Here is a 24,548-nt window from a genome sequence, read left to right on the forward strand (position 1 = left end):
ACATATAAACATTAAACTTAACATTTCGTTCTTATTAAAACATTGTGAAAATACATGAAAAACAAATTTTCAGATAATAGAATCAGCTTTTCGTATAAATATTTCCGTGTGTTTTTGTTGTTACTTTTCCTTACAACCAACATCCAGGCGCAAGAATATAAAACAGTTGTTGCCGAAAAAGGAGACGGAATATACAGTATACTAAAACGGAATGGACTATCTCCTTCAGATCACTTTGACCCATTTATTGAGCTAAATAAAAGCAAACTGGGCAGAAACAATACCTTATTTGCGGGTCAAAGCTATTCGTTACCTATTGAAGAAGAAATGACAAATAGCATACCTGTAAGCGGAGCTACCTACTTGATTTTCGGAAAAGCATATGAAAAAGTCATTCCAATTGACAATGCCCTAAATGGTGCTGTTTACTATTTAGTAAGCGGTCATGGCGGCCCAGACCCCGGAGCTGTTGGTCGCTACGGCAATCATACGCTTTGCGAAGATGAGTATGCGTACGATGTTACCTTAAGGCTTGCCCGTAGGTTGATCGAACATGGCGCTTTGGTTTATATGATTATCAGGGATGAAAATGATGGTATCAGGGATGATAGCTACTTAACTCCTGACAAAGATGAAAAGTGCTACGCAAACCATACAATCCCCCGAAATCAGGTGAGACGACTTAGACAACGAAAAGACGCTGTAAACAAGCTTTACATTAAGCACAAAGGAAGCTTCCAAAGACTAATCATTACTCATGTAGATTCGAGAAGCAGAGGAGAAAATATCGATGTCTTTTTCTATCATGACAAACGCAGTAAAACAGGGAAAAAATTAGCCAGCAATCTACAGCAAACTTTTAAAAAGAAATACGACACTCACCAACCCAATCGGGGATATCATGGAACAATTTCAGATCGGAATTTATACGTATTGAAGTACAGTTACCCTCCCGCCGTTTTTATTGAATTGGGAAATATCAATCACTATCGCGATCAGCAACGATTTATACGCAACAATAATCGGCAAGCATTAGCAAACTGGCTTGCTGAAGGTTTATTACTCGATTTTAAAAACAACAAATGATTCAGATTCCCAAGGATAAAAGCATTGTCTTGTTTGACGGATATTGCCATTTATGCAATCGGTCGGTGCAAACAATCCTAAAATATGACAACGAAAAGAAGTTTTTATTTTGTCCTTTAAGCAGTGACACAGGCCGAGAATTAATCGCTCAATTCAACATCCCTTCAAACATTGATTCAATTATTTTAATTCAGAATAAGCGATACAATATCCAATCGGACGCAGCCTTAGTTATTGCAAACGAGCTGGGAGGTCTTTTTAAACTCGCACTGGTATTTAAAATTCTTCCACGAAAGTGGCGCGATCAAATCTACCAGTGGATTGCTAAAAATCGTTTTCATTGGTTTGGAAAACGAAACAGCTGCATGATTCCATCAGCCGACGACAAAGATCGCTTTCTCTAAAACTCGAATCTGCCTCGCTCGTGCTGAAGATAACGGGCAGACAAATGGCCCATCAGTTTACTAATATGATCGACAGCTGACTGTGTAGTAGCAGAAATCTCCTTGTTTTGCAGGCGCAATAGAATAATGCTGTATAAAGCTTGAAATGCCAATCGAATATCGTTATCCCCCTTTTCCAGACTCTTTGATTTAAATTCGTTCAACACGGGTTTCGCTAGTTGAAATAGCGCAGGGTACTGACGGTCTTTACCTGTTTGCAGTAGCTGGATGTGAAATTCATTCAGATCATCAATCAAGTTCAGGATAAACTGCAAATGTCCGGTCTTTGTAACTCGTTCCTTCTCCATCATGGTAGCCAAATTACGGTACCAATCGAAAATCTCGAGACGTGTATCGTCATCAACATCAAACCGGGAAACCAAACTTTTGCCAATTTGATCAAGATCAAACTTCAAAGCACGCAGCAAATCCTCAACCTGCCACAGGTATAGAATATACTCAGCAATATTTGTCTTCCTTTTTTCTTTGGCAATTAACATGATTACTCGTCTCCTTGAAAGAAGTCATCTAAATCTCTTCTTTCTTTTTTTGTTGGGCGGCCTGTTCCACGTTGACGGTTAAACCAACCCATATTCTTTTGCACTTCCAGTATTTCCAGCTCTTCTTTTGGTGTCACATCCTCCACAAAGTCATCAACAAGCTTTGCCCCCATGCGCTTTCCGGCAAGTTTTAATACCTTATAACTATAGGTTACCGGAGATTTACGAACTTTAATAACGTCCCCTATTTTTATGTTTCGCGAAGGTTTTACAGCCAAATCGTCAATTGAAATCCGACCTTTCTTAACGGCTTCTGTAGCTGCACTTCGGGTTTTAAATACCCGCACAGCCCACAGCCATTTATCAACACGAACCTGATCACCCATATCATTTTCGTTTATTGAATTGATTCATTGTCCGGGCAACACCAATTGTGCCGTAGCTTTTGATAATTTCAATACAGGTATCTATTTTCAGAGGCAGTTCAGCAGCTTCGTCTTTGCTCCATTCTTCAAGCACATAATCGACCTGCTGCCCAGGACGAAAATCACTACCAATACCAAATCGAAGTCGGGCATAATCGCTTCGCCCCGTTACCTGTTGGATATCTTTAAGACCATTGTGCCCGGCATCTCCACCTTTGGCACGTAAGCGAAGCGTACCAAAAGGCAGCGCCAAATCATCGGTCAGAATCAAAAGGTTGTCGAAACTTATCTTTTCTTTTTGCAACCAATAATTCACAGCCTTTCCACTTAAATTCATAAAAGTGGTTGGTTTGAGCAGCACAAACGTTCGCCCCTTGAATTTGTATTCAGCAACAAAGCCATAACGCTTATCGCTAAAAACAATATTGGACGCATCAGCTAGAGCGTCCAATATTTTAAATCCTATGTTGTGCCGGGTATTTTCATATTCACTCCCCGGATTTCCTAGTCCTACTATTAAATATTTCATACGTTGGTATTCATTCTATCTGACAGTAACGTATGCAAAGGGAAATTCCCTATTCTTCAGATGCTGCTTCTGCTCCTTCAGTTTCTACCTCTTCAGGCTCATCCTCCGGTAGAGGTGCTAAACCAAGTGCAGCACGGGCAGCACGTGTAATGACAATAGAAACAACAGGTACTGATTTGTTGTTTAAGAATTGGATATTCTCCATTTCCAGAGTACCAACTTTAAAGCTATCTCCCAATTCAAGATTCGTAATGTCGATCTTAATCGTGTCAGGAAGATCTTTAGCTAAAGCTTTAACTTTCAAGCGGCGTAGGTTCACTTTCAACTTACCCCCGGTTTTCATACCTTTTGCATAACCAGAAACTTTAATTGGAATTTCAATTTTAACTGGTTTTTCATCGGTTGTTTTCAAAAAGTCAACATGAAGAATCTGATCATCAACTGGATGAAATTGAACATCTTGCATGATTGCTTTATAAACCGTGCCATCAATATCCAAATCAAGTAGATATACGTTTGGTGTATAAACTAATGGACGAAAAGCAGCTGCATCAGCATAAAAATGGATTGGCTCCTCGTTTCCATACAAAACGCATGGTACTTTATCTTCACTTCTTAATTTCTTTGATTCTTTTTTTCCAAGACCTTCTCTTAGATGGCCTTTAACTTCAATTGATTTCATTTTAAAATATTTTATTATTATGGTACTCAGCCCTCCCTTTTGTTAAAAGGGCAAACAGCATACATAACCTTGATGCCGTTGGAAAAAGCGGTGCAAATGTATTAAATTATTTAAAGAAAAGCGAACTAATCGACTCATTTTTATACACTCGCTGAATAGCCTCTCCAAATGCTTCGGCTAGTGAAATATATTTAATCTTTTTTGATTCCTTTTTTGGGGGTATTGAATTGGTAAAATAAACCTCTTGTAATGCAGATTCTTCAATTCGCTCGTATGCGGGCTCTGATAATAATCCATGAGCTGCAAATGCCCGAACTGAATTTGCTCCTTCTTTAATCATCAAGCCGGCCGCCTTGGTTATTGTTCCGGCAGTATCGATCAGGTCATCTACAATTATTACGTCCTTGTCGCGCACGTCGCCTATCAAGGTCATACTTCCTACAACATTAGCTTTAGCCCGCGACTTATGACATATTACCATATCGGTTCCCAGCATCCGCGCATAAGTATTTGCACGTTTTGTACCACCAACATCTGGCGAAGCAATTACAATATCGCGCAATCCCATTTTCTGAATAAAAGGAATAAACATCGCCGAGGCAAATAAATGATCAACCGGAACATTAAAGAAACCCTGAATTTGATCAGCGTGCAAGTCCATAGTAATAATACGGTCAACACCCGCTGCCGAAAGTAAATCGGCCATTAACTTGGCACCAATAGAAACCCGTGGTTTATCTTTTCTATCCTGACGAGCATATCCAAAATAGGGAATACAGGCAATAATCTTATACGCTGAAGCTCTTTTTGCCGCGTCAATCATTAACAACAGCTCCAACAAATTGTCAGCTGAAGGGAAGGTTGATTGCACCAGAAAAACATGCGCTCCACGGATTGTTTCTTCAAAACAGGGTTCAAACTCACCATCTGCAAAAATAGGACAGGAAGATTTTCCCAGGTCAACATTAACACTTTTACAAATCTCTGTAGTTAGATACTTTGTTGCCGTACCTGTAAAAATCTTTAACGGAGCCTTTTTCGACATTTTTTTTCTTTTAATTTATGTAGCTTGGGATCGCGGGCAAAGGTAAAAAAATCTTTAAAATATCTTTACCTGTATGAATTGGAAGTTCATTTAAATTGCATGCAAAGCACTTCACGAATAGCATAAATCCCTGTTTTCTAACAGCATAAAAAAACTAAATCAGATACTTTGCTCAATAAAGTTTAATATTTCTTCTCGTCCCAAGCCGTTTTCTGCCGAACTAACCAGAAGTGGAGGTAGTTCCTCCCACTGCTTCAATAGCGTTTCCTTGTATTCTGTCAGATTTTTGGCTAATTGGTTCGTCCCAAGCTTATCGGCTTTAGTGAAAATTAAAGCAAAAGGCACCTCCTTTTCACCTAACCAATTAATAAATTCCAGGTCGATTTGCTGGGGTTCGTGTCTGCAATCGATCAAAACAAACAGGCAATACAGACTTTGTCTTTTCAACACATAGTCGACGATGTAGGCTTGAAATTTCTGTTTGCTTTTTTTCGAAACTTTGGCATAACCGTAACCGGGTAAATCAACCAAATACCAATCATCATTGATTACGAAATGATTAATTAACTGAGTCTTTCCGGGGCGCGAAGAAGTCTTGGCTAATTTTTTCTGCCCGGTCATCATATTGATCAATGAAGATTTGCCCACATTTGACCGACCAATAAAAGCAAACTCCGGCTTGTTGGGATCAGGACATTTACTGACATCTGAATTACTCATTAAAAACCGGGCATTTTTTATCTCCATAACTTCAATAAATTTCAAGGTCCAAATTCGGTGTCAGCTATTACTATTACAAGTCTCAATTCACAATAGCCGACAAAATTAGTAAACTATTACAAATGAACTTCCAACAGCTTTACACCGTTACTTTGTGGGATGAGGAAAAAATGCTCCAAAGCCGCAGGAACCAATATTGTATCACCTTTCTTAACTGTTTCAAGTCCTCCCTGATATTCAATTTCCAAATCTCCTTCCAGACAAATGTAAATCACAAAAGTATCCTTTTTATGAAAGTCGCGCTCCAGCTTTTGATCCAACTCAAGCACATTGGTTGTAAAGTACCTGCATTTCACGGCCTCAACAGGCTCATTCTTTTTCGGTACATAATCCGTCTTATATGATTCCGGAACTGCAAAATCAATGGCACCCAAAGCCAATTCGGTATGTAACTCACGCCCGTTACCCTGCGCATCTTTCCGGTCGAAATCATAAATACGATAAGTGACATCTGAAGTTTGCTGAATCTCTGCAACCAATACTCCGCGGCCAATTGCATGTACACGACCTGCCGGCATAAACAGTATATCTCCTTCACTTACCTCCTCAAAATTGAGGATTTCCATGAGTTGACCGGCATTAAATTTCTCCAGGTATTGATCTTGTGTCAATTCTTCTTTAAAACCTAAATTCAATTTAGCCCCTTTATCAGCTTGTATCACATACCACATTTCGGTTTTCCCGAAAGCCTGATGCCGCTTCTTCGACAGCTCATCATCAGGGTGTACTTGTATGGAGAGGTCATCATTCGCATCAATAAACTTGATTAGCAGCGGAAACTCGACCCCAAATTTCTCATACACTTTGTCGCCAACCATTTCGCCCATGTAAATTTCGATCAACTCTTCCAGGCTATTTCCTGCCAGGAAACCATTCTCAACGACCGATACGTGATCCTGAACACCCGATATTTCCCAGCTTTCGCCACAATTGGGTAGATTTCCAAAATCTTTTCCTAAATGTGTTTTTATCTTATTTCCACCCCAAATTTTATCCATAAACTGGGGTTTAAACTTCAAAGGATATAAGCTTTTCATTGATTGGGTTTAATGTTTTTTTTAGAACTCAAAATCAACCGCGGCACGTTCTACTGTAGTTTCATTAATCAGCTCCACCACTTTTAAATGCTCCGGATGAACACGGTAACCATCCAAATCAGACAATGATTCAAAATGCGAAATCAGGCAAATGTCATACGATTTTGCATTCAATTCGTAATTTAAACCAACCTCTAAATGTTTAACTTGTTCAATCTTACTTTTTAGTGCTTCCAACGCTGATTTCACTTTCCGGATTACAGCTTCTTTTTCAGCTTCAGGATATCCTTTTAATTTGAAAAGAACGACATGGTTTATCATATCAAATAAAATTTGGTTACGGTTTGTTTTTCGTTTGCGAAGGTAATATTTTCCAACTATTGAGCCATAAACAACCATTAGAATATAGAAAAACGTTTGGGCTTGTTTATCTTTACTTCAAAATTATACAAAAATGATCATTATCGGTATTGCCGGAGGAACCGGTTCCGGCAAAACAACGGTTGTACGAAAAATAATTGAGCAACTACCTCAAAACGAGGTTGCTGTCATTTCGCAGGACTCCTATTATCGTGACAGCAGTCATATTCCGATGGAACAACGAAAAGAAATAAATTTTGACCATCCTGATTCCATTGAATTTAGTCTATTAACGAAGCACTTGGCAGAATTAAAGGAAGGAAAGCCTATTGAAGAGCCAGTTTATTCCTATTTGACCTGTACCAGACAAGAAGCTACTCGAACAATTCATCCGAAATCGGTATTAATTGTTGAAGGAATTTTAGTGTTGTCTAACGCTTCGTTGCGCAAAATGATGGACATTAAAGCTTTTGTCGATTGCGATTCGGATCTCCGTCTTTCGCGGGTTATCCAACGTGACATTATTGAGCGAGGACGCAATGTTCAGGAGGTACTAACTCGATACGAAGAAACCGTTCGCCCAAGCCATTTGCAATTTATAGAGCCCACCAAACGGTTTGCCGACATCATCATTCCACAAGGAGGCAACAATACGGTGGCGATCAATATTTTCACCAATTTCATCAAACAAAACCTATAACCATGCTCAACCAATTAAATGTAGAAGACATCCTGTTTATCGATATTGAAACGGTACCACAACAGCCTGATTTTGGAGAACTACCTGAGGTCTTTCAGCAGTTATGGGATAAAAAATCAACCTATTTCAGAACTGATGATCAAACCGCCGGCGACGTATACGAACGCGCCGGGATATATGCTGAATTTGGAAAAATAATTTGCATTTCAGCCGGAGTTGTCACACAAAAGCAAGGGGAACGATTCTACCGGGTTAAGTCGTTTTTTGATGACAATGAGAAAAAACTGCTAAGCCAGTTTAACGACATGCTCAATAAATTTATGTCGCATCCGGGAAGACGGATTTGCGCCCACAACGGACAAGAATTTGACTACCCGTATATTGCCAGGCGAACACTAATCAACGGTCTGCCACTTCCAAAATCGTTGGATATTGCAGGCATGAAACCCTGGGAAGTTAAAGACCGATTAATGGACACCTTGCAACTTTGGAAATTTGGCGATTACAAAAACTACACGTCACTGAACTTGCTTTGCGCTGTTTTCAACATCCCAACTCCAAAAGACGATATTGACGGCAGCCAGGTGGCCAGTGTTTATTACAATGATGGAGAAATTGACAGAATCATACGATATTGCGAGAAAGATACCTTGGCAGTAGCTAACCTACTGCTGCGTTATAAAGGCGAGGAAATAATCCCAATGGAGAATATGGAAGTCGTGTAAAAGAAATGCCTCCCCAATAATGAGAAGGCACTTATCATTAGTCAACTATTTATTTTATTGCTTCGAATCTTTACATGCATTATATATTCCTTCGAACAACTCTTTAACATCTGCAGCTGCTACGGCCGAGAATGCGACACGCAGTACATTATTCAAGTTGATCAGTCCAATGCTGTAATTGTCAATCAATATTTTACGGATTTGCTCTCCGTCTAATCCATCAGCAAGCTGAACACACATAAAATAGCCAGAGTTGTATGGTAATGCTGTAAAATACTCAGCATACTTTTCTTCTTTTACTGCTTCTTTTACTGCGTGATATCTCTTGTTCATGATATCAAACTTTTCCGCTTTTTGCGCTTGGTAAGCTTCATCTTCAAATGCTTTCAAGAGTAGCGACTGAGAGATATTTGCTGCATTGGAGATGTTTCCTCGAACAGCTCCGGCAGTTTTAGCTTCAAGTGCAGTGTACAATTCAGCATCGCCACCTTTTATACCATAAGTCATAAAACCTACGCGGAATCCCCAAACGTAATCTTCTTTTGTAGGACCGTCAATTTTCAGTGCCAATACATTCTCGTGCAGGTCACATAGAAACGAAAAGATACTTTCCTTTTCAATGCCATCTTCATACACCAGTCCGAAATAAGCATCGTCGGAGAAAACAACAATTTTATTGCCTTGCTCTGCTGATTCTTTAATTACCTTGACGATGTCTTTAATCTCATTGGTTGTTGGAGTGTACCCTGTCGGATTATTGGGGAAATTTAGAATCAGTACTTTTTTACCAATTCCGCCTTCTGCTAATTTAGTTTTGAATGAATCAATGTCAAAACCGCCATCTTTAAAAAGGTTGAATTTGGACACTTCAGCTCCATAAGCATGGTTCAGAATCAAGTTATAATTTCCCCAGAACAAGTCGGGAACAATTACCTTTTCGCCTTCATTTAAAAACAGATACCCGGCCATGCTTACACCGTGAGTTAAAGCATTGGTTACAACCGGCAAACTCAATTCCTTATTTCTTAAAGTCGGGTTTTTCTCGTAAATCATGCTTTTCCATTTCGCACGAATATCAGGACGGCCATAGCTTGGTGCATATGGAAAAACCAATGAAGGATCTAACTTGACATTTGACTCAATACTGCCCAAACGCATTGGACTGCCATTATCCTCAACAGCTGCTCCAATGGTGGCATTTATTTTTGTGCCTTTTGCATCAGCTGTTTGTCCTAAAATACCTTTCTTAGGGAAAAAGATATTCTTTCCTTTATCAGACAAAAGATCGTAAACAACTGGATGTTTAGCTTGAATAATTTTGTTTAATTCTTCAGCTTGTGGATTCATATTTAATTATTTAACAGTTTAGAAAAACTCCATATTCCTGACTGGATCAAAAACGGGCGCAATTTATTAAAAAACTTGATTCAATGGTTAATTTTCTTTCAATTTGAAATTATCAATATCGTTTTATTTACGATTCGTAAAATCAAACAAAACAATAGTCTGAAGATTGAACGATTCGTAATTATTTTAACAATTCTTCGTCGCGAATGATCATTAAAATTGAAGCGTGCGGCAAAATAAGGTATTTTTCTTTGTTGAATTCAATTTCAAAACCACTCTTTGCCAAGTAGATTGCCAAGTCACCAACATTTACCTGCAATGGAATATATTTGGCTTCATTCTTACGCCCTTCCCATGGCTCACTTTCGTCAGTGATTGATGGAATTGGGTATCCCGGACCTACTTTTACAATATAACCACTTTGTGTTTTTTCATTTTCCTGAACAGTTGGAGGAAGGTACAATCCGGATTTTGTTTTGTTTTTCGGATGCTTGGGTTTAATTAACACCCGGTCTCCTATCATGATAAATTTTTCGAGATCCTTTTCTTCTATAACTAGAGACATGTTTTTTTTCTACAAAGATAAAATTTATACTTGGTGTGCTATTATTCAGATTGATCAAAAAGAACCACACCCTTTAATCAACCAACGGCAGGGTGAAACTAACCTCCGTACCCTCGTTTGGCTCACTTTTAATAAATAATTCTCCTTCGTTTTTCTGAACAAACTCTTTGGCAAGAATCAATCCAATCCCCGATCCGGGTTCCTGAATGGTTCCCGGGTTTGAAAACGAAAGTGACGAGTTAAAGCGCAGCAGCAATTCTTCGCTCATACCAATTCCACGATCGCTAACTGTAACGAGCATTTTATCCTCTTTTTCAACCGCAGAAATGCGTATTTCGCCTCCGAGATGCGAAAATTTTATGGCATTCGAAACCAGATTCCTTAAGATGGCACTCGCCATATGATAATCGGCAAATATTTCTGAGTTGCTTTTCATTTTCAGAAAAATCGAGAGCTGTTTCCCCTCAAGCAAGGGATTAAAAAGCTCAATAACCTCGCGATAGATTCTTTCTAATTTAAAAGCTGTCGGAGAATATGGAATATGATCAAGCTGAACGGTTGACCATTTTAACAGATCCTCGAGTAACTTATAGTTATTTTTCGAAACGTTAGCCATTTGTTTGATCAATTTCATGCGGTCTTTTTCCGATATCTCATCGTATTGCTCATTCAACAACGTTGAAATAGACATGAAACTACCAATGTGGTCGCTTAAGTCGTGGGAAATTACGGACAAAAACTTTTCCCTGTTCAAAGCCAGGTTCTTATATCTCTGCTGACTCGTCTTCAACGAAGATGATATCTTTTCTAAGCGGCCATACAGGATTTCAAAAACATATTCGTTGGCAAAAGCCATTGCAGAAATAAAGAGGAAAACAATTGAAAGCCGACAAATGAGACTAATGTTGTAATCAGGACACCAAGCGAATTCTTTTAACCCATAGTAAGCTACCGCGTTTAGCACAAAAAAAATGCTCAATGCCAATAGCCCTCTTTCCTTCCCAAGTATTAAAATCACCGGAAGAGGAAGCATTAGCATAAAAGCAATGCCGGAATTATTATTTCCCCCCGTTATAAAAAAGTAGGTGCTAATAACTGAAATAACGATAACAAAAATGAGGGATGGAATAAATATATTTTTTCCCTTTCGCAATAAATAGAAAGTCAATAATCCAACAATCAAGCAGCTTCCATTGAAGATGGCTGTTGCGTAATCGGCATGAAAGATATTGCTAATTAGGAAAACACTAATAGCTAAAAAAAAGAGGTAAAGGAAAAGATGCAATAAAATGCTCTTCTTCTTTTCTTCCAGCAACTCGTATGAGCTATCATTCGTGTTAAAAAGTAGTAATTTAAAGTAGTAGTCAAAAAGCTTACTCACAGCGTTATATTTTCATACTAAAATAGCCAATTCATTAGACTAATACACTACTCAAAAAATATTAAATGATAAAACTTTAGCGGTAATCACCACTTACATCCGAAAGTACTTCATAACCATCATCGGTAACCAGAATGGTGTGTTCGAACTGAGCAGAAAGTTTGCCATCTTTTGTCCGGGCTGTCCATCCATCTTCTCTATCAACTTTTGTTGATGCCCGTCCTTCATTAATCATGGGTTCGATGGTAAAGGTCATTCCTGGTTGCATAATGTCTCCGGTATTCTTGCGGGCAATATGATCAACCTGAGGTGCTTCGTGAAACTCCAGCCCTACTCCATGTCCACAAAATTCATAGACTACGCTGTATCTTTGGGCTTTGGCATATCGGCCAATTACAAATCCTATGTTTCCAACGTAATTACCAGGCTTCACCTGCTGAATTCCCAGATCCAGTGAATGTTTGGCTGCCTTGATCAATCGGCTTGCACGTTCCGATATTTCGCCAACCGAGTACATCTTGCTGGTATCGCCATAGTAACCATCCAGAATCGTGGTTACATCAATGTTCAATATATCACCTTCTTTCAAAATCTGACTATCGCTTGGTATGCCATGGCATACAACATCGTTGAGTGATATGCAGGTTGCTTTAGGATAACCATTGTAACCTATCGTTGCCGGAATGGCTCCATGACCGCGGACAAATTCCTCAATCCTGGCATTCAAAAACTCTGTACTCACCCCAGGTTTCACAAATTCCTCAATCATTACCAATGACTGCCCTGCTAACTGACTACTTTTTCTTATCCCTTCAATCTGTTCGGGCGTTTTTATAATAATATCACTCATCTTGTAGAAAAAATTTTCGCAAAAGTCGCAAAAGCTTCTTTATTTTCAAAACTGAACAATATTTTTGTCGAAAGGTTTAAAAAATACCTCAACAACAAATGAAAAAATTCATTCAAGATTATACCATAGGTTCATATCACACCAACCAATACGCTAAAGCATCGGTTACTTCATTATTTAATATGATGCTTGAAGCAGCCTGGAAACATGCTCAGGTAATGGATTGGGGGTACGACAATTTAAAACTAAATAACATGTTCTGGGTGTTGTCGCGAGTTTATTTCGAGTTCGAACGATACCCGGATTGGCAAGAAGAAATTACGCTAAACACCTGGTCGGCAGGCACTGATGGAATGTATGCCTATCGCGAGTTTATTATAGAAAGAGCCCAAAAAGAGGTATTACTTAAAGCAAGTTCAGCCTGGTTAATTTTGGATGTGGAAACCAAACGCATTGTCAGACTTCGTGAATTTATGGATACGTTTCCTCGGCTGAATGAATCGCAGCCCTGTCGAAATCCCAAACGAATTAAACCACCCAAGGCATCAGAAGGCTTAAGCTATCGACCTGTATTGTTTAGCGATTTAGATGTCAACAAGCATTTCAACAGTGTAAAGTACCTGGAGCGTATTTTGGATTGTCTGGGAATCGATTTCTTAAATCAGTATGAATTGGCGAGCCTCGAGATTAACTATCTCAAAGAGGGGATGGCAGGAGATCAACTAGGTGTTGACACACAAAAGCTTGATGATTTACATTATAAATCGACAATTTTTCGGGAAAGTGACGGACTGCCATTGTGCTGCATGGATACGCATTGGCGAGCTCGTAAAGCTTAGTTTTACGAGTTGAGCAATTCGTTGATCTTTAGAATTTTATCCTCCAAAGGCATAAATCCATCCAACCAGTGAATTTGAGTTCCGTGTTTTTCCATACGTCGAAACCAGGTCATTTGCCGCTTGGCAAATTGGTGAATTGCAATTTCGAGCTTTGTAAACATTTCATCGTATGAAATTTCGCCTATCAAATGAAGAGTCAGATACTTGTACTCCAACCCATAATAAGTCAACTGCTCGGGTTTCAACCCTTTGTCAAGTAAACGTTGTACTTCATCAAGCATACCATCTTCCAGGCGTTGTTTTAACCGCTCAGTAATCCGTTTTCGGCGATTTTCGCGGTCAAATTTCACACCAACTACCAAACTGTTGATTTGTGGCATGTCATCAGATAGCTCCGGGTTATTCTGCATGTAAGTTTCAATTTCAATGGCTCTCAACACCCGGCGATGATTTTCCGTATCAGTTGTATTGTGCAATTCAGGTTTCATCACCTCCAGAATTTTTGCTAACTCTTTCAGGCTTTTATCTTCCAACTGACTGCGTAACTCCAGGTTTTTAGGAACCTGTATGAGTTTATAATTATTTAAAACAGCTTCAATGTAAAGTCCACTCCCCCCACAAAGAATTGGGAATTTACCTTTTGCTTTGATCTCATTAAAGGCTTTTAAGAATTCATTATGAAATAAATAAACATTGTATTCAAATCCTGCATCAACAATATCAATCAAATGATAGGGAATCTGTTGTCCATCCACTTCGTAATCTTCATAATCCTTTCCAGTGCCCAGATCCATGCCGCGGTAAATCTGTCTTGAATCTGCCGAAATAATCTCTCCGCCAAGCAGTTTAGCTGCGTGCGCCGCAACAGTTGTTTTACCCGAAGCTGTTGGACCAAGTATGGTCAGCATATGATATTTTCGTTGATTCATCGACATTTATGATTAGGGTTTACAAATTAATGTATTTTTGTAACGCAAAACCAGAGATTATGGATTTTAAACAACGATATCGTCAGCTTTTTCAAACATGTAGCAGTGTGATCATTGAACCAACAAAGGTTTGGAAAAATGAAAAAAGTGAAGATTCAACTCAAACAACTTTTAAAGACTATTTCCTTCCATTGGTGCTACTGGTTGGCACAGGTGTATTTTTAGGCGAAGTGATTTTCAGCAGCGAGTTTTTGTTTGGCTATGCAATTGCAAAAGCGGCCCGCGAAGTAATAAGCTATATCCTTCAGTACTACGTTTCGGTTTATGTGTTGAATGAATTGCTAACTAGTTTTGGAGGAAAAAAAGACCAGAACGCGATTAGTCGGCTTGTAGCTTATTCGTTCTTGCCTTTTTTAGCAGTATCGTTTATCACCGGATTATTTCCCGGACTATATGTCATCGGTATTTTAGGCCTTTACGGAGTCTTCTTATTTTTTCAGGGTGTAAAAGAAAGCCTGAATTTACCGCCCGAAAATCAGAATCGTTACATATTAATTGCCTTGCTCCTGGTTTTTCTTATCTTCATAATTTTGAACGTATTTAGTTGGAAATTACTTCAAGCCTTTTACGGATATGGTGCATAAAAAACAACATATAAACATTAAGAACAAACGAGCTTATTTCGATTACGAAATTTCAGAAAAGTTTGTTGCCGGCGTGCAGTTGGTTGGAACAGAAATAAAGTCAATCCGAAACGGAAAGGCTTCGGTAGGCGAAGCTTATTGCCGATTCACAAGAAATGAGCTATATGTGGTGAATATGAATATTTCAGAATATGACTTTGGAAATATCAACAACCATGAATCTCGTCGTGATCGCAAACTTCTTTTGAATAAAAAGGAGCTTGACAAGCTGCAAAAAAAGATAAAAGAAAGCGGATTAACTATAATTCCCCTTCGCATGTTCCTAAATGACCGTGGTTTGGCAAAGCTCGAAATCGGTCTGGCAAAAGGAAAGAAAACACACGACAAGCGCGAAACCTTAAAGGAAAAAGATGCAAAGCGCGACATGGATCGAGCCATGAAGTTTTAATCCTTTATATAAGACAAAAAACTCTTCTAATTATTTGCAACCATTATTAGGATTGTTGTAACTTGTAGCATATTAAATTTTAAACACTAAAAACTTATTGTGCTATGCATAAATATTTACCCCAAATTCTGGTTATTCTATTTTTTCTATCATTATCTGAACCTACTTCAGCCCAAGGCTTTTTAAACAAATTGAGCAAAAAAGTTCAGGATAAGATTGAGAAAAAGGTAGAAAAAAAAGTTGACGACAAAGTTGACGAAGAGGTTGACAAAAATTTAGATAAAGTTTTTGAAGGAGAAGAAAACAAGGATGAAAATAATAGTGACAGGCAAAATGAACGCATGCAGAAAATGATGAAAGGTCTGGGCATGTCCGGCGAACCTGTCTCAATCGAAGATGATTATTCCTTTGACTCAAAATTGCAAATGCATTTTGAATCGTATAAAAAGAACGGTAAAAAAGATAGCGACGGCGAATTTATCACCTTCATCGATCCGAATGGTAAAAACTTTGCTTATCAGGTTGTTAACGGAGATATGAAAGAAAAGGGACAAGGCTTATTTATCATGGATTTTGAAAATAAGGCCATGATCATTCTAACTGATGAAGATGGTGAGAAAAATGGCATCGTGTATGGGTTTGATGGAGCAGGTGCTCTGGGAATGGGCTTTGACATGGACGATTATGAGGAGCTTGAAGATGAAGATGTGCCGGACAATATTGCCATGAATCCCTATGTAAAAAAGACCGGACAAACAAAGACCATTAAAGGATATCAATGCGAAGAATACCGATACGATAACCCGGAAGAAGAAACCAAATCGAATTTCTGGATTAGTCAGGATGTTGATATCATTACCCGTGATTTTTTTGGAACAATCATGAAATCTGCTCAGTATTCGAACGAAATGCCGTGGGGCTTTGTCATGGAAGCAGAATCGGAAAATACCAAAACCGGGGAGCGTTCAATTATGAAAGTAACGGATATTGATACCAATGCCAACAAAAAATTTAGCATGGGCAATTACAAAATCACCAATATCGGCTCAATGAACATCCCAAATATGGAAAAAGAGTAGTCGGATTATAGAAACAACAAAAAGGCTGTCCTTATTCGACAGCCATTTTTGTTTGCAGACAAACCTGTATGTTCTGGTTATACTCCCCGAAGCAAACCAAATTGAGTGCGGATAAAAACTCTACTGGCCTCAAGTTTATTGGTGTTTTTTACGAATTCATTCGATAATAAATTTTGCCAGTCAAGCACCTTTAATTCCGGCATTAATATCCATGTATCCTCCCAATTGCAATTAGTTGGCAATGCTGCCGTATTCAACGGAAGTATCACTAAAAAATAAGTGCCTTCGTACTGCCGGTAAAAAGCAATCAAATGCTTGTTGTATTTCCCTTCTACCTCGAGCGGGACATAGCTCCCTTCCAGAAAAAGCTTCTCATTGTCCTTCCGTTCTTTTAAGGTCAGGTAAGTAATCCATTGCTTAATCCGGCCACTTTCAGGTTCCTGCATCAACCGATCCGCGAAGTTAAGTTTGTCAGCCTCACTATTCCGAATCATCTCATCCAACTCACTTTCTAAATGTGCATAATCAACCGGCTGACGATTATCCGGATCAACGAAACTCAAGTTCCAGCGTTCGCAGCCCTGGTAGGTGTCGGGAACTCCGGGGCATGTATTTTTTAAAATCAGCTGAGTCAACGAATTAACGATCCCATGCGGTATAATATCTATAATAAAAGCACGAAGACTTTCCCGAAAATCGCTCTTTTCTGACAAAATATTCCGCACAAATTGGATCGTTTCTGTTTCATAGCTTTCATCAGGATCACTCCATGATGAGTTGACTTTTGCCTCCCGCAGCGCTTTAATCAAATATTCGGTCAAACGATCAATAAATGTCTCATCCAATAAACCACTCATGGGCCAATGTGCGCACAATACCTGATAGATAAAGTATTCATCATTGGCCGTCGGCATTTCTCGTTCGTCTTCAAAAATCTTGAACTTCTTATTCAAAATGCGCCAATCTTTTGTGGCTTCAATCCATTTTTCGGGAACATCACTCAGCACATTTAATCGTGCGCGGGCATCTTCTCCCCGTTTGGTATCGTGGGTTGAAGTGGCATTCAACGTCAATGGCTCTTTTGTTTGCCGCTCTTGCATCAGCTGATGGAAAGTTTCAGTTCGAATTCCAAAAAAACCGGGCGAGTCTCCAACTTCGTTATGACCAATGAATGGATTATAGGAATAAAAGGCGGTGTCTTCAATTCCCTTTGCCATCAATGGACCCGTAAATTGCATACAATGCCGAAAGAACGTATCAATTTGTTTTCGCTCACTCTCCCTGTCAATATTTTTTAACTGAAATAAGTTTCGTAGCTTCTCCAATTCTTCCTTTTCTGATTTGCCTCCAGCTATTGCCGCATTAATGATAGAATTAACTTCTTCTATCTCGGTGTTGGAGAACACGGAGGGTGACTGGTAGATTTTATAAACGGGACATAACACTAAAAACTCGCCAAGCGCCCGCTGCGCATTCTCTTCCTGTAGCGGGATTCCTAAAGCAGCACTAATTGAGCGCCATTCCTGAGTCAAGTTGATTAATTCACCTTTAAAGCGGTTGTACAGAATAAATCGGTTTTTCTTGTGAAAAACATCCCGATATTCATCCGTCTTTTTAATCCAGTTGTTGTAGTATGAATAAAAAACTGATCCCTTTTCAGGATTGGTCAGTAAGTTGTTCACCAATGCTAAAAAGTCGTATCCTGTCGTTCCTTCAATTGGCCAACCGGCCGGAAGCTTTTCATCTTTCTCCAGAATTTTCTCAATCGTAAGGTGTGTATCTTCTCCTGCCAGTTTTCGCAAGCGACCCAGGTATTCCGACGGATTAAACAATCCATCAATATGGTCGACACGAATTCCATCTACCAGCTTTTTCTTGATCCAGTCAGCAATCATTTGATGTGTGGCATCAAAAACTTTTTCGTGTTGAATATTCACACAAATCAAGCTGTTGATGGTGAAGAAACGGCGATAATTGATCATTTCTTCCGTATCCTTCCAAAAGGTTGGCCGGTAAAACAACTGGTCCACTACCTCCATCATTTTCTGCGAATTGGAGTTCACAATCGATAGGCAGTGAGTGATATGGCGAATCACCTCAGGTTCTTGTTTACTTGCAGCGAACAGCTTTTGCTTGGCACGATCCCATGGCAAGTTATCCTTCTCTATTAACCATTCGTGTATATCGATCGGAATACGTGCCTCTTTCATTGGATTCAACAAAACCGGATAGGCCTTTTTCGACACCGGGTAAGTATTCTCATAGTACTTCAGTTGAAATCCCGCTTCACTGTATTCCACCGAAAGCTCCTTGTTTTCAATTAGGATTTCTAACTTCTGTCCAAAAAAAGGCAGCATCAGCTTTCCCTTCGTCTGATCTTTAAAATGACGAAGTTGAATATCGAAAAAATCAATATACTCCGATTCCTCTCCAAGCTCCAACACATCAGCAATCCACGGATTTTGAGGCGAATAAGCCATATGATTTGGTACAATATCCTGAATCCACCCCATTTTTCGGGCATGCAACTTATCAATCACTCGTCCAAAGTCATCTTCTGTTCCAATTTCAGCGTTTATTTTTAATGGATTCGTCACATCATATCCGTGCATGCTTCCTTGCACCGCCTGAAAAACAGGAGACGCATAAACTGTTTTAGCTCCTGTTTTATCCAGATACCGAATAATATTTTCTGCATCCGTCAGGCTAAAATCACTATTAAACTGAAGACGATAGGTTGATCTGGGGTTATATGTTGTCATAAACTTTAATGATTCTATAATTCCTGAGTAAAATACACTACTCCCAATGGTGGTATCATGATATTAATGGATTGCTCTTCACCGTGATATGCCACCGGGTTGGCTTCTACACCGCCAAAATTCCCCATTCCGCTTCCGCCATATTGAGTAGCATCGCTATTGAGTATTTCGACCCACGTTGTATCATCAGGGACTCCAATCCGATAGTTATATTGTGGTACAGGTGTAAAATTCGCGACAACCAACACATGCTGTTTTCGCTCTTTATCATACCGAACAAAGCTAAGGATGGAGTTTGTCGAATCGTTAGCATCAATCCACTTAAACCCATCAGGTGTAAAATCCTGCTCATACAAAGCCGGATGTCGCTTATACACACTGTTTAAATCTTTCATGAAAAATTGTAATCCCGAATGCGTATCGTAATCGAGTAAATGCCAATCGAGGCTGGTTTTGTAGTTCCATTCTTTCCATTGGCCGATTTCCATACCCATGAAATGAAGTTTTTTACCAGGATGACCAAACATGAAACCAAACATTGCACGGAGGTTCGCAAACTTTTGCCAAACATCGCCCGGCATTTTCTCAATCAAGCTGCCTTTACCATGAACAACCTCATCGTGCGAAAGCGACAACATAAAATTTTCATTAAAAGCATACATAATACTAAAAGTCATCTGGTTGTGATGGTAGCTGCGGTGAATTGGTTCGCGCTGAAAATAACCCAGCGTATCATGCATCCATCCCATATTCCATTTCATACCAAATCCTAGTCCGCCGGTATAAACCGGACGGGTAACCATTGGCCAGGCAGTCGATTCCTCAGCAATAGTTTGGACATCCGGAAAGCTCGTATAGATCGACTCATTTAAATCTCTCAAAAAGGAAATCGCCTCCAGGTTTTCACGACCTCCATGTTCGTTTGGAATCCATTCTCCCTCTTTTCGTGAGTAGTCGAGGTACAACATCGACGCTACTGCATCAACGCGAATTCCATCAACGTGGAAGTTTTCCAGCCAGCTATGTGCACTGCTAATCAGGAAATTTCGGATTTCACTACGTCCGTAGTTGAAAATATAACTACTCCAGTCGGGATGATATCCTTTTCGTGGATCCTGATGCTCAAACAAATAAGTACCATCAAAAAAATGGAGCCCATGTTGGTCGCCGGGAAAGTGAGATGGCACCCAGTCGATAATCACACCAATATCATTTTGGTGCATCACATCAACAAAATGCATAAACTCATCGGGGGTTCCGAACCGACTGGTCGGTGCAAAGAAACCAACAACCTGGTATCCCCACGAACCTGAAAACGGATATTCAGTAACCGGCAGAAGTTCAATATGTGTGTATCCCTGCTCTTTAACGTATGCACTCAACTCCTCTGCCAATTCCTGATAATTGAGTGGCCGCATATCTTCCTCCGGTTTGCGTCTCCAGGATTCCAACTGCACCTCGTAAACCGAAAACGGACTATCTAGCGCATTGTTCTTTTTTCTCTTTTTCATCCAGGAAGCATCTTCCCAGTCGTACCCATAATCCCAAACAACCGAAGCTGTTTTTGGAGGCTCTTCGCTAAACTTACCAAAGGGATCCGTCTTTTCAACCTTATAGTCATCGTATTTCGATGAAATAAAGTATTTGTATGCTTCACCTTTGCCAACAAAAGGAATAAATCCTTGCCAAATCCCCGATTCATCTTCCCTCAACTTCAAATGATGGGACTCCCGGTTCCAACCATTAAAATCGCCAATTACCGAAACTGACTTTGCATTGGGAGCCCAAACGGCAAAAAAAGTGCCTTTCGTTTTCTCATGACTTATTAGATGTGCCCCAAGCTTTTTATGAAGGGAGAAATGCTTCCCCTCGCGAAAAAGGTAAATATCATATTCGGTTAAAAATTCGTCAAATTCCCAAACAGACGATTTTTTATTTTGAGTTGGTTGCTCTTTTGACACTTGTTTAACTTTTGGCTTGGCAACCGGCTCTTTATTTTTTGCTTTTGAAGATATATTTTTTTTTGCGCTCATTTCTATGTTATTTTCTGATTTTCAAATTCAAATTATTGATTCGATTCCACGAGGTCATTTAATATTTTCTTCAGCCCGTTTAGCGGAATATGTAACCAGTCGGGTCGGTTATTGAATTCATAATCGGCTTCGTAAACTGCCTTTTCAATGGTGTAAACCGAAAGTAGATTGTGTACCTGGATTTCTTCTGATGGAATAAACGAAGCATCGCCAGCTGTTTTTAAATAGCTGTTGATAAAAATATCGTGAACCACTTTATACCAAGCCTCAAGCCACGGCTGAATAAACTCGGTGTTGCCGGCAATCTTGGTTTTACTCTCCAATTGCGACATATAAATCGCGTAATGGAACGAACGTAACATTCCGGCGACATCTTTAAACGGACAGTATTTCAAACTACGAGCAGTCAGCGATCTGGTAGGCTCTCCTTCAAAGTCAATGATCATGAAGTCTTTTCCTGTAAATAAAACCTGACCAAGATGATAATCGCCATGCACCCTTATTTTTGAAGAATGGATCTTCTTCTTTTCCAGAGTCTTTTTAATCGTACTCAGCAAAAGTGGCTCATTTTTGATGATATCATCAATCAACTCTTGCTGCTCATCATCCAGCTGTTTTTTCGACGATTTGATATCATTCATCGTTTGCTTAATTAGCGTTCGGAACGATTGATACAAAGACTTTTGATACAATAACGAGAAAGGTTCTTCTACAAAATCTTTCTTGTTTTTAACAGAAGCCAGTGCCACGTGCATTTCGGCAGTTCGCTGAGCTAACAATTCAACCATTTCAACAAAGAATGGCCCGAGCAAGTCCTTCATTTTCTCCGCACCGACATGATCAATCAGATCATTCTTCTCGGAGTATCCTGCCATTAACTCTTCTTTACTAGATAAAACCCGATCGAAGTATCGCTCGATCGAAGACTGGGTAAACTCCCAGGCATTTCCTTCATTCGGAACAAAATCAACCATTATCCCCAACGGCAAATTATCCATTCCCGCAGCACGATACTCCAAGGTACCAGCGTAATTCGGGAAATTTTTGAAAGATGTATTTTCAGACAAGGTTTTTATAATATCCAACTCCGGATTATTTCCCTCTTCCGGGCTACGGTACATTTTGAAAAAGAAGTCATGTTGGTACAAGAAAGAAGTATTGGACTGCTCGGCTGCCAAAACTTTTGAAGGCAACGGAAGCTTATCTTTCTGTACTTTTGCATTTAACTTTTTACCCGGGAGCCCAACGATTGAGCCACTTTGATTGCGAATCTTTCCGCGTTGATAAATAATTCTAAAAATACTGTCTCGTACTTCCTTGTCATACGAACCGTCAAACATGACACCTTCGTGACCATCCACATCGACATCAACGACCACTGCTTCGGGAGTTTTATGCTTGATATCGAAAACCTGCTCTCCGGTTGCAATAGAAAGTGGAATAACATAGTGTTCATCCTTACCTTCGATGTATTGGGTTTCAACAAGCAGAATATACGATTTCAGTTCATTATTGGTAACCGGGATGGTCTGACTAATCGCAATCTTTTTAATTCGCTTTGATTTTCCTCGAAACCAACGGCTTTTATTCATATACTCTTTAAGCAACTTCGAAAGTGAGGCCTTCGTTTTCTTGTCCATCTTGTTCCAGTCGGCCGATGTTAATGACATACTGAATTCCGGTGAAAGACCTTCAAGCTGTTCGTCTTCCTGGGGTTTCGTTAGTTCAAACCAAAAATAGTTTTTGAACTGCAAAGGAAACATATATGGATCTTCACTAATCTGAGCAAATTCATTTCTACTAAACACCTCCACGGGCGTGTATCCTTCAAACTCAGAAAGATCAAGTTGTGCTTGCTGAGAATATCGGGACAGGTTAATCACCACCAATATTTTTTCTTCTTCGAAACTTCGGGTAAAGGCTAATATTTTAGGATTATTCGTATCGATAAACTCGATATTTCCCCGGCTAAAAGCCTTGTATTCCTTCCGTTTTTCGATTATGCGACGCATCCACCAAAGTAGAGATGACGGATTTTTCTGATGGTTTTCGACATTGATAGACTCGTAATGATAATCGTGATTAAAAATTACGGGTAGAAACATGCGCTGTGGTTCCGCGCTTGAAAAACCGGCGTTTTTATCGGAGGTCCACTGCATGGGTGTGCGAACACCATCGCGGTCGCCCAGGTAATAATTATCACCCATCCCAATTTCGTCGCCGTAGTATATAATTGGTGTTCCCGGCATTGAGAATAATAAAATATTCATCAGCTCAATGTTCTTCCGGTCATTATCAAGCAAAGGAGCCAATCGTCGGCGAATTCCAAGATTTATTCGTTGTTTTGGATTTTGGGCAAACGCTTTATACATGTAATCCCGCTCTTCATCTGTCACCATTTCAAGGGTTAACTCATCGTGGTTACGCAGGAAAATTGCCCACTGGCAAGAATCCGGAATTTCCGGTGTTTGCTCTAAAATATCGATCAGAGGAAAACGGTCTTCCATGCGCATCGACATGTATAAACGCGGCATTAATGGAAAGTGAAAATTCATGTGACACTCATCGCCTTCACCAAAATACTCTGAGGCATCATCAGGCCACTGGTTGGCTTCTGCCAGTAACATTTTATCGTCGTATTTCTCATCAATATGAGTTCTAAGTTTTTTTAGAAATTGATGCGTTTCCGGCAAGTTTTCACAATTGGTATCTTCCCGTTCATACAAATACGGAACGGCATCCAATCGTAAGCCATCCACTCCTATTTCAAACCAGAAGTCCAGTACTTTGGTTACGGCTTTGTGCACACTCGGATTATCAAAATTCAGATCCGGCTGGTGTGAGTAAAACCGGTGCCAATAATAGGCTTTTGCTACCGGATCCCATGACCAGTTTGATATCTCGAAATCCTGAAAAATAATCCGGGCATCTTTGTATTTTTCCGTGTTGTCATTCCAAACATAAAAGTCACGGTAAGCACTTCCGGGCTTTGCCCGTCGGGCTCGTTCGAACCATTTATGATCGCTTGACGTGTGATTTAAAACCAGCTCGGTAATTACGCGTAATCCTCTTTTATGCGCTTCGCGAATAAAGCGCTTAAAATCGGCCATCGTACCATAATCTTCATGAATACTGGTGAAGTCAGCAATATCGTATCCTCCATCTTTCAACGGCGATTTGTAAAACGGAAGCAACCAAATTGCATTGACCCCTAACGATTGCAGATAGTCGAGTTTTTCAATCAATCCTCGAAAGTCGCCAATTCCATCTCCATTGCTATCTTTAAATGAACGCACATGACATTGGTAAATAATGGCATCTTTGTACCATCGCTTATTATCTTCGTTTCCCATAATAGT

23 protein-coding genes and 1 pseudogene are annotated in these 24,548 nt (G+C 39.6%); 8 read left to right on the plus strand and 16 right to left on the minus strand.

Annotated elements, in window-relative coordinates:
• Positions 1–54: 54 nt before the first annotated feature.
• Entirely contained in the window at positions 55–1,086 is a 1,032-nt protein-coding gene (locus tag ACTB00_RS03285) for an N-acetylmuramoyl-L-alanine amidase family protein (RefSeq protein WP_463298520.1), read from the plus strand.
• Positions 1,083–1,490, plus strand: a complete 408-nt coding sequence (locus ACTB00_RS03290; RefSeq protein ID WP_463298521.1) for a thiol-disulfide oxidoreductase DCC family protein — start codon at positions 1,083–1,085, stop codon at positions 1,488–1,490. Before ACTB00_RS03285 ends, ACTB00_RS03290 begins: the two co-directional genes overlap by 4 nt.
• On the opposite strand, the gene ACTB00_RS03295 is transcribed toward ACTB00_RS03290, so the two are convergent.
• The 8 genes from ACTB00_RS03295 to ACTB00_RS03330 form a co-directional block, all read right to left on the minus strand.
• Complete coding sequence (locus ACTB00_RS03295) at positions 1,487–2,029, minus strand: DUF4924 family protein (protein ID WP_463298522.1); 543 nt, start codon at positions 2,027–2,029, stop codon at positions 1,487–1,489. The two genes, ACTB00_RS03290 and ACTB00_RS03295, sit on opposite strands and share 4 nt — an antisense overlap.
• 2 nt (positions 2,030–2,031) lie before the next feature.
• Entirely contained in the window at positions 2,032–2,415 is a 384-nt protein-coding gene (locus ACTB00_RS03300) for an RNA-binding S4 domain-containing protein (RefSeq protein ID WP_463298523.1), read from the minus strand.
• A 1-nt stretch (position 2,416) separates the two neighbouring features.
• A complete protein-coding gene (pth, locus tag ACTB00_RS03305) occupies positions 2,417–2,983 on the minus strand; it encodes an aminoacyl-tRNA hydrolase (RefSeq protein WP_463298524.1) in 567 nt (188 codons plus the stop codon).
• A gap of 49 nt (positions 2,984–3,032) precedes the next feature.
• Positions 3,033–3,665 carry a 50S ribosomal protein L25/general stress protein Ctc gene (locus ACTB00_RS03310; RefSeq protein ID WP_463298525.1) on the minus strand — a complete coding sequence of 211 codons (633 nt, stop codon included), beginning with the start codon at positions 3,663–3,665 and terminating at the stop codon, positions 3,033–3,035.
• Between the two features lie 106 nt (positions 3,666–3,771).
• Complete coding sequence (locus ACTB00_RS03315; protein ID WP_463298526.1) at positions 3,772–4,710, minus strand: ribose-phosphate pyrophosphokinase; 939 nt, start codon at positions 4,708–4,710, stop codon at positions 3,772–3,774.
• Between the two features lie 159 nt (positions 4,711–4,869).
• The gene (gene yihA / locus ACTB00_RS03320; protein ID WP_463298527.1) at positions 4,870–5,457 is read right to left on the minus strand and encodes a ribosome biogenesis GTP-binding protein YihA/YsxC; all 588 of its coding nucleotides are present in this window, start codon (positions 5,455–5,457) and stop codon (positions 4,870–4,872) included.
• Between the two features lie 89 nt (positions 5,458–5,546).
• Positions 5,547–6,527: a type I phosphomannose isomerase catalytic subunit gene (locus tag ACTB00_RS03325; protein WP_463298528.1), complete on the minus strand. Its 981-nt coding sequence runs from the start codon at positions 6,525–6,527 to the stop codon at positions 5,547–5,549.
• A 21-nt stretch (positions 6,528–6,548) separates the two neighbouring features.
• Positions 6,549–6,848 (minus strand): Dabb family protein, encoded by a 300-nt coding sequence (locus tag ACTB00_RS03330; protein ID WP_463298529.1) that lies wholly within the window; start codon positions 6,846–6,848, stop codon positions 6,549–6,551.
• A gap of 133 nt (positions 6,849–6,981) precedes the next feature.
• Between ACTB00_RS03330 and udk the strand changes: the two genes are divergently transcribed.
• Together udk and ACTB00_RS03340 are read left to right on the plus strand one after the other, a co-directional pair.
• Positions 6,982–7,587, plus strand: coding sequence for a uridine kinase (udk, locus tag ACTB00_RS03335; RefSeq protein WP_463298530.1), 606 nt, complete (start codon positions 6,982–6,984; stop codon positions 7,585–7,587).
• Positions 7,588–7,589: 2 nt separating this feature from the next.
• Positions 7,590–8,312, plus strand: coding sequence for a 3'-5' exonuclease (locus tag ACTB00_RS03340; RefSeq protein WP_463298531.1), 723 nt, complete (start codon positions 7,590–7,592; stop codon positions 8,310–8,312).
• A gap of 54 nt (positions 8,313–8,366) precedes the next feature.
• On the opposite strand, the gene ACTB00_RS03345 is transcribed toward ACTB00_RS03340, so the two are convergent.
• From ACTB00_RS03345 to map, 4 genes and pseudogenes are all read right to left on the minus strand, one after another.
• On the minus strand, positions 8,367–9,659 hold the full coding sequence (locus tag ACTB00_RS03345; RefSeq protein ID WP_463298532.1) for an aminotransferase class I/II-fold pyridoxal phosphate-dependent enzyme: 1,293 nt from the start codon (positions 9,657–9,659) through the stop codon (positions 8,367–8,369).
• A gap of 181 nt (positions 9,660–9,840) precedes the next feature.
• Positions 9,841–10,224 (minus strand): co-chaperone GroES, encoded by a 384-nt coding sequence (locus tag ACTB00_RS03350; protein WP_463298533.1) that lies wholly within the window; start codon positions 10,222–10,224, stop codon positions 9,841–9,843.
• Between the two features lie 73 nt (positions 10,225–10,297).
• Positions 10,298–11,605: a sensor histidine kinase gene (locus tag ACTB00_RS03355; protein ID WP_463298534.1), complete on the minus strand. Its 1,308-nt coding sequence runs from the start codon at positions 11,603–11,605 to the stop codon at positions 10,298–10,300.
• A 76-nt stretch (positions 11,606–11,681) separates the two neighbouring features.
• A pseudogene (gene map, locus ACTB00_RS03360) lies at positions 11,682–12,458 on the minus strand (type I methionyl aminopeptidase); the annotation flags it as partial.
• Between the two features lie 95 nt (positions 12,459–12,553).
• Here map and ACTB00_RS03365 point away from each other — a divergent pair.
• A complete protein-coding gene (locus ACTB00_RS03365) occupies positions 12,554–13,294 on the plus strand; it encodes an acyl-[acyl-carrier-protein] thioesterase (RefSeq protein WP_463298535.1) in 741 nt (246 codons plus the stop codon).
• 2 nt (positions 13,295–13,296) lie between these two features.
• Here the strand turns inward: ACTB00_RS03365 and miaA are convergent, their stop codons facing one another.
• On the minus strand, positions 13,297–14,223 hold the full coding sequence (gene miaA, locus ACTB00_RS03370) for a tRNA (adenosine(37)-N6)-dimethylallyltransferase MiaA (protein WP_463298536.1): 927 nt from the start codon (positions 14,221–14,223) through the stop codon (positions 13,297–13,299).
• 59 nt (positions 14,224–14,282) lie between these two features.
• Here miaA and ACTB00_RS03375 point away from each other — a divergent pair, with 59 nt between their 5' ends.
• The 3 genes from ACTB00_RS03375 (at position 14,283) to ACTB00_RS03385 (ending at position 16,394) form a co-directional block, all read left to right on the plus strand.
• On the plus strand, positions 14,283–14,867 hold the full coding sequence (locus ACTB00_RS03375) for a Yip1 family protein (protein ID WP_463298537.1): 585 nt from the start codon (positions 14,283–14,285) through the stop codon (positions 14,865–14,867).
• On the plus strand, positions 14,857–15,315 hold the full coding sequence (gene smpB / locus ACTB00_RS03380; protein ID WP_159522749.1) for an SsrA-binding protein SmpB: 459 nt from the start codon (positions 14,857–14,859) through the stop codon (positions 15,313–15,315). Before ACTB00_RS03375 ends, smpB begins: the two co-directional genes overlap by 11 nt.
• Positions 15,316–15,419: 104 nt before the next feature.
• A complete protein-coding gene (locus tag ACTB00_RS03385) occupies positions 15,420–16,394 on the plus strand; it encodes a hypothetical protein (protein ID WP_463298538.1) in 975 nt (324 codons plus the stop codon).
• 77 nt (positions 16,395–16,471) lie between these two features.
• On the opposite strand, the gene treY is transcribed toward ACTB00_RS03385, so the two are convergent.
• Genes treY through treS form a run of 3 tightly spaced genes read right to left on the minus strand, consistent with a single transcriptional unit; the run spans position 16,472 to position 24,542 of the window.
• Positions 16,472–19,156 carry a malto-oligosyltrehalose synthase gene (gene treY / locus ACTB00_RS03390; RefSeq protein WP_463298539.1) on the minus strand — a complete coding sequence of 895 codons (2,685 nt, stop codon included), beginning with the start codon at positions 19,154–19,156 and terminating at the stop codon, positions 16,472–16,474.
• Positions 19,157–19,170: 14 nt separating this feature from the next.
• Positions 19,171–21,189, minus strand: a complete 2,019-nt coding sequence (glgB, locus tag ACTB00_RS03395) for a 1,4-alpha-glucan branching protein GlgB (protein ID WP_463298540.1) — start codon at positions 21,187–21,189, stop codon at positions 19,171–19,173.
• A gap of 32 nt (positions 21,190–21,221) precedes the next feature.
• Positions 21,222–24,542 carry a maltose alpha-D-glucosyltransferase gene (gene treS, locus ACTB00_RS03400; protein WP_463298541.1) on the minus strand — a complete coding sequence of 1,107 codons (3,321 nt, stop codon included), beginning with the start codon at positions 24,540–24,542 and terminating at the stop codon, positions 21,222–21,224.
• Positions 24,543–24,548 lie beyond the last annotated feature (6 nt).

The organism is Sunxiuqinia sp. (assembly GCF_055140945.1).

What these genes read in the sequence shown, in the direction of transcription:
- ACTB00_RS03285 (WP_463298520.1), top strand. Translation starts at nt 55, where the DNA reads ATGAAAAACAAATTTTCAGATAATAGAATCAGCTTTTCGTATAAATAT.
- ACTB00_RS03290 (WP_463298521.1), top strand. Translation starts at nt 1,083, where the DNA reads ATGATTCAGATTCCCAAGGATAAAAGCATTGTCTTGTTTGACGGATAT.
- ACTB00_RS03295 (WP_463298522.1), bottom strand. Translation starts at nt 2,029, where the DNA reads ATGTTAATTGCCAAAGAAAAAAGGAAGACAAATATTGCTGAGTATATT.
- ACTB00_RS03300 (WP_463298523.1), bottom strand. Translation starts at nt 2,415, where the DNA reads ATGGGTGATCAGGTTCGTGTTGATAAATGGCTGTGGGCTGTGCGGGTA.
- pth (WP_463298524.1), bottom strand. Translation starts at nt 2,983, where the DNA reads ATGAAATATTTAATAGTAGGACTAGGAAATCCGGGGAGTGAATATGAA.
- ACTB00_RS03310 (WP_463298525.1), bottom strand. Translation starts at nt 3,665, where the DNA reads ATGAAATCAATTGAAGTTAAAGGCCATCTAAGAGAAGGTCTTGGAAAA.
- ACTB00_RS03315 (WP_463298526.1), bottom strand. Translation starts at nt 4,710, where the DNA reads ATGTCGAAAAAGGCTCCGTTAAAGATTTTTACAGGTACGGCAACAAAG.
- yihA (WP_463298527.1), bottom strand. Translation starts at nt 5,457, where the DNA reads ATGGAGATAAAAAATGCCCGGTTTTTAATGAGTAATTCAGATGTCAGT.
- ACTB00_RS03325 (WP_463298528.1), bottom strand. Translation starts at nt 6,527, where the DNA reads ATGAAAAGCTTATATCCTTTGAAGTTTAAACCCCAGTTTATGGATAAA.
- ACTB00_RS03330 (WP_463298529.1), bottom strand. Translation starts at nt 6,848, where the DNA reads ATGATAAACCATGTCGTTCTTTTCAAATTAAAAGGATATCCTGAAGCT.
- udk (WP_463298530.1), top strand. Translation starts at nt 6,982, where the DNA reads ATGATCATTATCGGTATTGCCGGAGGAACCGGTTCCGGCAAAACAACG.
- ACTB00_RS03340 (WP_463298531.1), top strand. Translation starts at nt 7,590, where the DNA reads ATGCTCAACCAATTAAATGTAGAAGACATCCTGTTTATCGATATTGAA.
- ACTB00_RS03345 (WP_463298532.1), bottom strand. Translation starts at nt 9,659, where the DNA reads ATGAATCCACAAGCTGAAGAATTAAACAAAATTATTCAAGCTAAACAT.
- ACTB00_RS03350 (WP_463298533.1), bottom strand. Translation starts at nt 10,224, where the DNA reads ATGTCTCTAGTTATAGAAGAAAAGGATCTCGAAAAATTTATCATGATA.
- ACTB00_RS03365 (WP_463298535.1), top strand. Translation starts at nt 12,554, where the DNA reads ATGAAAAAATTCATTCAAGATTATACCATAGGTTCATATCACACCAAC.
- miaA (WP_463298536.1), bottom strand. Translation starts at nt 14,223, where the DNA reads ATGAATCAACGAAAATATCATATGCTGACCATACTTGGTCCAACAGCT.
- ACTB00_RS03375 (WP_463298537.1), top strand. Translation starts at nt 14,283, where the DNA reads ATGGATTTTAAACAACGATATCGTCAGCTTTTTCAAACATGTAGCAGT.
- smpB (WP_159522749.1), top strand. Translation starts at nt 14,857, where the DNA reads ATGGTGCATAAAAAACAACATATAAACATTAAGAACAAACGAGCTTAT.
- ACTB00_RS03385 (WP_463298538.1), top strand. Translation starts at nt 15,420, where the DNA reads ATGCATAAATATTTACCCCAAATTCTGGTTATTCTATTTTTTCTATCA.
- treY (WP_463298539.1), bottom strand. Translation starts at nt 19,156, where the DNA reads ATGACAACATATAACCCCAGATCAACCTATCGTCTTCAGTTTAATAGT.
- glgB (WP_463298540.1), bottom strand. Translation starts at nt 21,189, where the DNA reads ATGAGCGCAAAAAAAAATATATCTTCAAAAGCAAAAAATAAAGAGCCG.
- treS (WP_463298541.1), bottom strand. Translation starts at nt 24,542, where the DNA reads ATGGGAAACGAAGATAATAAGCGATGGTACAAAGATGCCATTATTTAC.